11 protein-coding genes and 2 pseudogenes are annotated in these 8,189 nt (G+C 61.9%); 7 read left to right on the top strand and 6 right to left on the bottom strand.

Annotated elements, in window-relative coordinates; all coding sequences use genetic code 11:
- The 7 genes and pseudogenes from CKO15_RS12770 to CKO15_RS12800 all read left to right on the top strand — a co-directional run.
- A pseudogene (locus CKO15_RS12770) lies at positions 1 to 188 on the top strand (RNA-guided endonuclease TnpB family protein); the annotation flags it as partial.
- A gap of 99 nt (positions 189 to 287) precedes the next feature.
- Positions 288 to 380: pseudogene (locus CKO15_RS14720) on the top strand (hypothetical protein); the annotation flags it as partial.
- 36 nt (positions 381 to 416) lie between these two features.
- Positions 417 to 1,016, top strand: coding sequence for a sensor histidine kinase (locus CKO15_RS12780; RefSeq protein WP_200196947.1), 600 nt, complete (start codon positions 417 to 419; stop codon positions 1,014 to 1,016).
- 6 nt (positions 1,017 to 1,022) lie between these two features.
- Positions 1,023 to 1,685, top strand: a complete 663-nt coding sequence (locus tag CKO15_RS12785; protein ID WP_200196949.1) for a response regulator — start codon at positions 1,023 to 1,025, stop codon at positions 1,683 to 1,685.
- Positions 1,686 to 1,851: 166 nt separating this feature from the next.
- Complete coding sequence (locus CKO15_RS12790) at positions 1,852 to 3,000, top strand: YeeE/YedE family protein (RefSeq protein WP_200196951.1); 1,149 nt, start codon at positions 1,852 to 1,854, stop codon at positions 2,998 to 3,000.
- 7 nt (positions 3,001 to 3,007) lie between these two features.
- Positions 3,008 to 4,753, top strand: a complete 1,746-nt coding sequence (locus CKO15_RS12795) for a SulP family inorganic anion transporter (RefSeq protein WP_200196953.1) — start codon at positions 3,008 to 3,010, stop codon at positions 4,751 to 4,753.
- Positions 4,754 to 4,826: 73 nt separating this feature from the next.
- Entirely contained in the window at positions 4,827 to 5,120 is a 294-nt protein-coding gene (locus tag CKO15_RS12800; protein WP_200196955.1) for a hypothetical protein, read from the top strand.
- On the opposite strand, the gene CKO15_RS12805 is transcribed toward CKO15_RS12800, so the two are convergent.
- The 6 genes from CKO15_RS12805 to CKO15_RS14725 all read right to left on the bottom strand — a co-directional run bounded on the left by CKO15_RS12805 (position 5,117) and on the right by CKO15_RS14725 (position 8,185).
- Positions 5,117 to 5,542 carry a hypothetical protein gene (locus CKO15_RS12805; RefSeq protein WP_200196957.1) on the bottom strand — a complete coding sequence of 142 codons (426 nt, stop codon included), beginning with the start codon at positions 5,540 to 5,542 and terminating at the stop codon, positions 5,117 to 5,119. The two genes, CKO15_RS12800 and CKO15_RS12805, sit on opposite strands and share 4 nt — an antisense overlap.
- Before the next feature lie 105 nt (positions 5,543 to 5,647).
- Entirely contained in the window at positions 5,648 to 6,292 is a 645-nt protein-coding gene (locus CKO15_RS12810; RefSeq protein WP_200196959.1) for a DUF3782 domain-containing protein, read from the bottom strand.
- Positions 6,293 to 6,541: 249 nt separating this feature from the next.
- Complete coding sequence (locus CKO15_RS12815; RefSeq protein ID WP_200196961.1) at positions 6,542 to 6,823, bottom strand: hypothetical protein; 282 nt, start codon at positions 6,821 to 6,823, stop codon at positions 6,542 to 6,544.
- Between the two features lie 219 nt (positions 6,824 to 7,042).
- Positions 7,043 to 7,360, bottom strand: a complete 318-nt coding sequence (locus tag CKO15_RS12820) for a HigA family addiction module antitoxin (RefSeq protein WP_200196963.1) — start codon at positions 7,358 to 7,360, stop codon at positions 7,043 to 7,045.
- Positions 7,361 to 7,369: 9 nt separating this feature from the next.
- Positions 7,370 to 7,663, bottom strand: coding sequence for a type II toxin-antitoxin system RelE/ParE family toxin (locus tag CKO15_RS12825; protein ID WP_200196966.1), 294 nt, complete (start codon positions 7,661 to 7,663; stop codon positions 7,370 to 7,372).
- Positions 7,664 to 7,786: 123 nt separating this feature from the next.
- Entirely contained in the window at positions 7,787 to 8,185 is a 399-nt protein-coding gene (locus CKO15_RS14725) for a zinc ribbon domain-containing protein (RefSeq protein ID WP_420842149.1), read from the bottom strand.
- Between the last annotated feature and the right edge of the window lie 4 nt (positions 8,186 to 8,189).

Consider the following 8,189-nt stretch of genomic DNA (forward strand, 5'->3'; position numbering starts at 1 on the left):
TGCTAGCACGGTTGTTTGACCCGGATATTGAGCGGTTCACTCCGTTCAAGCGGGTCAAGGCGATCTTGCTGGAACGGACTGAGCGCCTCCGGTTGGGACTGCTCAACCAGGACTCCAGTTGCTCGCCCGGTCACACCCGGGTGCTATCAACGGAGAGCGAATCACCGAATGAGCACTTTCGAGTATGAAATTCGGAGCAGCATCAAGCACGCCGCTGCGCCCTGCGCGATGAGCGCCGGCACCTCGCTCACGAGCTGCACGACACCATCGTTCAGGAGATCAGCGCGCTGCGCCTGCACGCCTGCCGCCTTGAGCGACAAGCGAGTGCACCGAGCACGACCCCGGAACGTCTGCAGCAGCAGATCCACGGCCTGCGCGAGCGCCTTGATCAGGCCCATGAACAGCTGCGCAATGTGATGCAGCAGTTCCACAGCCAAGCCCTCGGCACCACCCTCGATACCGCGTTGCAACAGCTGATCAGCCGTTTTCAGCGCGATAGCGGGATCACGGTGCAACTCGATAACGGCTGGCCCGAACAAGAGCTGAGCGAGCGCGAGGCACTTCAGGTCCATCGGATTATCGAAGAGGCACTCGCCAACGCTTGGCACCACGGCCACGCCCACACCATTCGACTCTTGCTCGATAGCGATGAGTACGCCTTGCAGCTGTTGATCGAAGACGACGGGGAAGGCTTCGCCGCCGGGGTCCGCCCCGACGCCGCTGTCCTCAATGCGGTCACTCGCGGCACTGGCACTCGGGAGGGCACTCGGGAGGGCACTCGGGGCGGAACTCAGGGGACTGGCGGCACTCGGGGGACTGGCACTCAGGACGCCCCTCGGGACGCCCGCATCCGGAGCACCGGCGGACCGACGCCAACGCGCGGCTACGGCCTGCCGGGGATGCGCGAGCGCGCCCGCCAACTCGAAGCCCTGCTGAGTATCGACAGCGAACCGGGGCAAGGGACGCGCATCTACCTCTATCTGCCCCGGGGCCGCAAACCGGCTTGGGAGGGGTAGAACGTCATGCGGGTGCTGTTGATCGACGATCACCGCCTCTTTCGTTCGGCGCTCCAAGAGCTGCTCGAGAGTCAGGGCATCAGCACCGCGACCGGCAGCGGTCGAGACGATATCGTCGCCCTCACGGCAGAGTTCCAGCCCGATCTGGTCCTGCTCGATCTGCGTATGCCGGGGCAGGACGGGCTGACGGTGCTGCAGCAGCTGCGGGCGAACAATCCGCAGCTGCCGGTCGTCATGCTCACCGGCAGCGAAGAGGAGCGCGATCTCTTCGACTGTCTGCGTGCCGGGGCGCAGGGTTATCTGCTCAAAGACAGCGATCCCGACTACCTCGTCTCGGCACTCCACGAGGTCACCCAAGGGCGTATCGCCATCGCGCCGCAGCTGACCGATACGCTTGCCCGCGCCCTCGGTCAACCGCCGGGTGCGCACGATCCGCAACGCCCCCCCGATCCCTTCGCCGTGCTGACCCCGCGCGAGCGCGACATCCTGGAGCACTTAGCAACCGGCGAGAGCAATAAGGTGATCGCTCGTCAGCTCGGCATCTCCGACGGCACTGTGAAGCTGCACGTGAAGTCGGTGCTGCGCAAACTCGGGGTCCGTTCGCGGGTCGAGGCCGCCATCAAGGCGGTCGACTTAGGGCTGCCGCGCCGGCGCCTCGGCAGCGATTAGCCAGTAGGTCGCCGTAGGGAGCCAGTAGCGCCTGTCCCTTCTAGCCCCTGCTTCTAGCCAGTGGCCTTCTAGCCAGTGGCGCCTATCCTTTCATGGATATTCCCTTTCGTGGAGCGATATGTAAGAGTCAGCGTGGATTGATCTTGCTCACGGGGAGGCCCCCACCATGGACTTTGCGTCGCTGACTGCCGCGCAGTGGACACTCATCGGTGCCATCTTCTTCATCGCCGTGATTCTCGGTGCCGTCGTCAACAAGACCCACTTCTGCACCATGGGTGCAGTCTCTGACATCGTCAATATGCAGGACTGGCGCCGGATGCGTGCCTGGGCGCTGGCGATGGCCGTCGCGATTCTCGGGGTGGTGCTACTTGAGCCACTCGGTCTCATCGAAGCCAACCAGACCATGCCCCCCTACCGCGGCGCCCCTATCGCCTGGGCGGGTGCGTTGATCGGCGGTCTGCTCTTCGGCATCGGCATGACCTTAGCCAGCGGTTGCGGCAACAAGACCGTGGTGCGCATCGGCAACGGCAGCGTGAAATCGCTCTTTGTCGCCATCGTCCTCGGTACGGTCGCCTACTTCACCATCAACCCGCCGCTGCTCGACGCCCCGCTGCGTGTTGTGCTCTTCAATCCGATCGCCATCCCCCACAGCAACGGCGGCGATCTCGGGAGCCTGATCGCCGGCGAGGCCGGTGTATGGGCCCGCCTGCTCCTCGGGGGGGCGATCGGCGCTGCTCTGCTCTACTTTGTCCTGCGCGCCGCCGACTTTCGCAGCAGTCGCGATCACGTCCTCGGTGGCGTGGTCGTCGGTCTGGCCGTAGTCGCCGTCTGGGCGCTGACGACACAACTGCCCGGCCCGGCCTCAGGGATCACCTTCGTCGGCCCCATTGCCGGCACCGTGGAGTACACCGTCGGCGGCTTCGATCGCGCCCTGCTCAGCATCGGCGTCATCATCGTCTGCGGGGTGATTCTCGGCTCGCTGCTCTGGGCGCTGATCAGCAGGAGCTTCCGCATCGAGTGGTTCGCCTCGAAGCAGGACTTTAGCTACCACCTGATCGGCGGCGCCCTGATGGGGCTCGGCGGCCCGCTGAGCATGGGCTGCACCTTCGGTCAGGGGATTACTGGCCTATCGACCTTAGCGATCACCGCGCCGCTGACCGTTGTCGGCTTGATCCTCGGCAGCGCCATTACCCTCAAGGTGCAGTACTACAAACTGCTGCACGAGGAGGAGGCGACTTTGGCGAAGAGCGTGACCACCGCACTGGTCGATCTGCGCTTGTTGCCGCAGTCGATGCGACGGCTTGAGGATCTCTGATTCAACGATGCGTGCTGAGTGGCTGAACCGGTGGGCCTTCGCCCGCCGGCTGATCCCCTGTAATCAGTGGCAGCGCCCGACCCCTGAGCGGGTGCGTGCCGATTTGATCGCCGGGCTCGCCGTTGCCCTGGTGCTCATTCCGCAGTCGATGGCCTACGCCGCGCTGGCCGGGATGCCGCCCTACTACGGCCTCTACGCCGCCTGTCTGCCGGTTATGGTGGCGGCCATCTGGGGCTCCTCGCCGCAACTGGCAACCGGGCCGGTAGCCGTGGTAGCACTGCTGACCGCATCGGCGCTCACGCCGCTGGCCGAGCCCGGCAGCGGTGAGTTTATTACCCTGGCCATCACCCTGGCACTGCTCGTCGGCTTGATGCAGCTGGTCCTCGGGCTCTGCTCACTCGGCACCCTGGTCAACTTCCTCGCCCACCCGGTCATTCTTGGCTTTACCAACGCCGCGGCGATCGTCATCGCCCTGTCGCAGGTCAATAACCTGCTCGGCCTGCCGCTGTCGCGCGACGGCGGGATGCTCGCCGGCATCGTCGAGCTCCTTGGCGATCTGGCCAACACCCACGGGCCGACGTTGGCCATGGGGCTGACCGCCATCGCCATCATGGTCGCCTGTCGGCGCTGGCTGCCGCGGCTGCCCGGGGTCTTGGCCGCGGTCGTCGTACTCACCCCGGTCAGCTATTTGATCGGCTATGAGGGGCTCGGCGGAGCGGTCGTCGGGTCGATCCCGGCCGGTCTGCCGACGCCGGCAATGCCAAGCTGGGAGTGGGAGACGATACGAGCACTGCTGAGTACCGCAGCGATCATTGCCTTGGTCGGCTTTATGGAGGCGATCTCGATCGCTAAGGCGATTGCGGCGCGCACGCGCGATCGCATCGATCCGAATCAGGAGCTGGTCGGGCAGGGTCTTGCTAACCTCGCCTCAAGCCTGTCGCAGGCCTTTCCGGTCAGCGGCTCCTTTTCGCGCAGCGCTGTCAATCACGATAACGGTGCGCGCAGCGGGCTCGCCTCGGTGATCACGGCGCTGCTCGTTGCCGTCGCGCTGCTGCTCTTCACCCCCCTACTCTACCACCTGCCGCTGGCCGTACTGGCGGCCATTATTATCATGGCAGTCAGTGGCTTGATCAATTTCCGCGCCATGGTGCAGACGTGGCGGACCCACCGCGACGACGGGGCGGCGGCGCTGACGACCTTCGTCGCCACCCTCGCCTTCGCGCCGCATCTCGACTACGGCATCCTGATCGGCGCTGGCCTCGCCATCATCCTCTACCTGCTGCGCACCATGCGCCCGCGGGTGGTGATCCTCTCCCGTCACCCCGAAGATGGGACGCTGCGCGACGCCCGCCTCTTCGGGCTGCCGGAGAGTCGCCACATCGCTGCACTGCGCTTCGACGGCGCGCTCTACTTCGCCAACGTCGGCCACCTCGAAGACCGCGTCTTGGAGGTCAACCACGAGTACACCGAGGCCCGTTTTGTGCTGCTGGTCAGCGACGGCATCACCTCGATCGACTCCTCGGGGGTCGAAGCGCTGCACAACCTCCACCGCCGCCTGCACGAGAACGGTGTAACGCTGGTCCTCGCCGGCGTCAAGCTGCAGGTCTGGGAGGTGATGCAGCGCGCCGGCCTGATCGAAGAGATCGGGCGTGAAAACCTCTTTCGCAATGAGAACGAGGCAATCCGCGCGATCCACCGGCGGATCGACGACCCGCAGTTCGACGCCGCCTGCTGCCCACTGCGCCCGGCGTAAGTCTCCAGCAGCGTCTCACGTCTCAGGGCACGTCTCAGGGCACGTCCGTGAGCGCATCGAGCCGCGCTTTGATGTGGACAAGGCGCTGCGCGAAAGGTTCAATGCCGGCGTCGAGGTCGCCGGATTGCTCTCCTGCTTACAGCTGCCCGCGCCCGTCAAACCGCTGCTGCCTTTTCGAGATGCGACTGCCGCTGCGGCAGCCGCCGCCCTAGCTGGCATTCCCTGCACCTTCGAGGAGTACCTAGCGCTCGTCGATCACGCCGGGCGCATCATCAACCCGAAAAAGCGCGGTGCCATCGCCCAAAACGCTTCACAACACCAAGCAGTGCGTGTCCTCCACTCTTTCTCTTGTGAGAAAATCTTTTAACCCATAAAGCGCATTGCCGTCAGCATGACGGTAATCATCAAACCCAACGAACCGACAATAAAACCGAGCACCAAACGGTGCTGTTTATCTTGCCGTCTGATCATTTCTTCGAAACGCTTATCGACTTGCTCGAAACGCTTGTCCATCTGCTGCTGCATCGCCTCGAAGCGCTTGTCTATCTGCTGCTGCATCGCCTCGAAGCGCCTGTCGACCTGCTCCAGGCGTTTGTCGATTTGGGCAAAGCCCTGCTGCATCAACTCGCCCTGATGCTTCAGCGCCTCCTCCACCCGCGTGATGCGCTCGTGCAATTCGCGATCATAGCCAGGCGGCTGCGGGGTCAAGCGCTGCTCCTCCAACCACCGCTTCAGGTAGGCTTCGATATAGGCGTTTATTTTTTCGTGATCACTTTCAGCCAGCGCCATACGAAAAACTCCTCAATCGCTAGCCACCTTCCGATCAATGGCATCTATTGTGGCACAACTGTTAGAGGCACAACCGGACTCAAACCCCAACCTAGCCCCAGCGGTCTACCAAATAGCCGGAGAGAAGGTCGGTAGGTTGCGCACCTCAATCTGATCGCCGTTTTGACACAGGACATAGAGACCTTTATCAATCGCCGCAGCGGCCACGTCGTCAGAAACGACCATTCCCGCCACAGCCCCCATTACGCGATGCCCCTTGTAGAGCGGCATAATGCGCTTAAATTTCTCCAACCGCGCCAAGTGCGCATCGATATGCTCATAGGCCAATTTTCTTTTGCACTCGACGAGGACCGCATCACCGTCATTGACAACCAGTAAATCGATCTCCAGTGCCTCGCCATTGCGTTTAGTCGACATTTGTGGATGGAACGAGTGCACCTCAATGCCTTTTTCACGGAAGAGGCGCACTACAGCAGGGGCAACTTGGTGCTCTACAAACTCACCTAGCCGGTTGCCCAAATCGCCGAGGTTTTTGGAGAGCTGCTTGAGGCGCTGATCCGTATCCTGAAACTGGCGTTCGGTCTCCTGAAACTGGCGCTCGGTCTCCTGAAACTGGCGTGCAGTCTCCTGAAACTGGCGCTCGGTCTCTTGCCGCGACTCCTTCATGAGGCGCTCAGTCTCCCGAAGCCGGCGTTCGCCCTCCTGAAAAAGCCGCCATACATCTTCAAAGGTCGGTTGTGCTTGCGACATATCAAAGCCCTCGGCCACAGCTACCACGGATACTCAAGTATACAACTGCGCTCTGCTTTGCTCCATTGAGTCCCACCGAGCGGCGGACTAGAATACGCTGCAGCGCTGCCCGAGTGGAGCGAAGGCGCTGGTGCTGGCGGAGCATGACGACGCGCAACGCCTCGAACGCACCACCTCGCTACCGCTACAGATGAGGTGATCCAACGCTGGGGTGCGCTCTATAAAGGCCCGCCGGTGATGAAGAAATATCTATCCGGTGAGCCGCTTGATGCGCTCGAACAGGTACAACTCGACAAACGGGTCGACATCTACCGCGAGCGGCTCGGGGAGTTGAGCTGGTTTATGAAATGCCTCAACGAGCCCATCGCCCGGCAGGCCAACAAGGAGGACGGGTGCACCGGCCACTTCTGGGAGGCTCGCTTTAAGTCGCAAGCGCTCGGCAGCGATGCCGCTCTGCTCGCCTGCATGGCGTACGTTGACCTGAACCCTGTGCGCGCCGCCATCGCGCCAACGCCTGAGGAGTCGGAGCACACTGGCCTGCGGGAGCGCATCGAGCCGCGCTTCGACCTGGAAAAGGCGCTGCGCGAAAGGTTCGATGCCGGCGTCGAGGTCGCCGGAATGCTCTCGTGCCTCAAATTACCCGCGCCCGTCAAACCGCTGCTGCCTTTTCGGGATGCGACTGCCGCTGCGACAACCACCCCAAGCAGTGCGTGTCCTTCACTTCCTCCCTCTTCCTCCGTTGCATTATCGTTAAGCCATCTTTTGCCAGTGAGTGACATCTTGAATCTCCGCCAACTCGTCCTGTTCGGCTTGCTGTGCCTTATAAAGATCCCACCTGATTTGCAGGTTCAACCAGAAATCGGCCGAGACACCAAAAAATCGAGCCAAGCGAAGCGCAGTACTAGGAGTAATGCCACGTTTTTGATTAACTAGCTCGTTAACTCTTTGATAAGGAACGTGTATAGCATCTGCTAGTTCACGCTGCGTTATATGCATTGGACGCAGAAACTCCTCTACCAGCATTTCGCCGGGATGAGTCGGCTGCCTATGCGTAGGAATGCGGACCATACTTCACCTCTAATGATAATCAGTTATTTCCACTTCACCGGGCCCAGCTTCAGTCCATTTAAAGCAGATCCTGTATTGCTCGTTCAATCGAATGCTGTGCTGCCCCTTTCTGTCGCCAGATAAGGCTTCCAGACGGCTACCTGGAGGAACTTTTAACTCATCTCGATGAACAACGGAATCGAGCAATTCGAGTTTTCTTGAAGCGATCCGCCACAACGCCTGCGGACACACTTTCCGGGCGGCCTTTGAGGCCACTCCGTTGAAGATGTCTTCCGTGCCCTTGCCTTTGAAATGAACAATCATGATGTAACGGTAGCACAGCTCTCATGCTACGTCAACGAGAGTGAACCTGCCCCCTATGCCAGGCCTTTGATCTCCAAAGACTGACAGGCTAGAATGCGCTGCCATGAACTACTCCCGCCAAGCTTAAGCTATGGCGTGAGTTTCGCGCTTCGACGGGAGTGCCGACTCATCCAGAGGATGACCCGGTCTGACCTCCCTCCACGCATCGGCCGGTTCCCGACCGGATAAACTCCGCTCCAGCCAAGCCAACAGCACCCGAGCGGCGTTCTCGTCCCGCGAACAGGACGCGCCGCAAGGGCAGCTGTGCCGGCGCTGGCTGAGCGGTTTCTTCTCCTGCTGCCCGCAGGCGTGGCAGGTCTGTGAGGGCTTGATCTGCCGCGTCGGGGCCTCCACCGCCCAAGCACCGCCGGGTAGCAGGGAACCATCGCTGGTTCCCCGCCCCCTCAGAACCGTGCGTGCGAGTTTCCCCGCACACGGCTCAAGCAGGCTGCAAGGCATCCATTTGTCTCCTGTCTTTGGCATGTAT

Origin of the sequence: Halorhodospira abdelmalekii, assembly GCF_016583625.1 — a bacterium.
Classification (GTDB): Bacteria; Pseudomonadota; Gammaproteobacteria; order Nitrococcales; family Halorhodospiraceae; genus Halorhodospira; species Halorhodospira abdelmalekii.

Bases quoted from the DNA above. Each gene is read 5' to 3' on its own strand.
- CKO15_RS14725 (WP_420842149.1), bottom strand. From the start codon at position 8,185: ATGCCAAAGACAGGAGACAAATGGATGCCTTGCAGCCTGCTTGAGCCG.
- CKO15_RS12780 (WP_200196947.1), top strand. From the start codon at position 417: ATGCAGCAGTTCCACAGCCAAGCCCTCGGCACCACCCTCGATACCGCG.
- CKO15_RS12790 (WP_200196951.1), top strand. From the start codon at position 1,852: ATGGACTTTGCGTCGCTGACTGCCGCGCAGTGGACACTCATCGGTGCC.
- CKO15_RS12805 (WP_200196957.1), bottom strand. From the start codon at position 5,542: ATGGCGCTGGCTGAAAGTGATCACGAAAAAATAAACGCCTATATCGAA.
- CKO15_RS12795 (WP_200196953.1), top strand. From the start codon at position 3,008: ATGCGTGCTGAGTGGCTGAACCGGTGGGCCTTCGCCCGCCGGCTGATC.
- CKO15_RS12825 (WP_200196966.1), bottom strand. From the start codon at position 7,663: ATGATTGTTCATTTCAAAGGCAAGGGCACGGAAGACATCTTCAACGGA.
- CKO15_RS12820 (WP_200196963.1), bottom strand. From the start codon at position 7,360: ATGGTCCGCATTCCTACGCATAGGCAGCCGACTCATCCCGGCGAAATG.
- CKO15_RS12810 (WP_200196959.1), bottom strand. From the start codon at position 6,292: ATGTCGCAAGCACAACCGACCTTTGAAGATGTATGGCGGCTTTTTCAG.
- CKO15_RS12785 (WP_200196949.1), top strand. From the start codon at position 1,023: ATGCGGGTGCTGTTGATCGACGATCACCGCCTCTTTCGTTCGGCGCTC.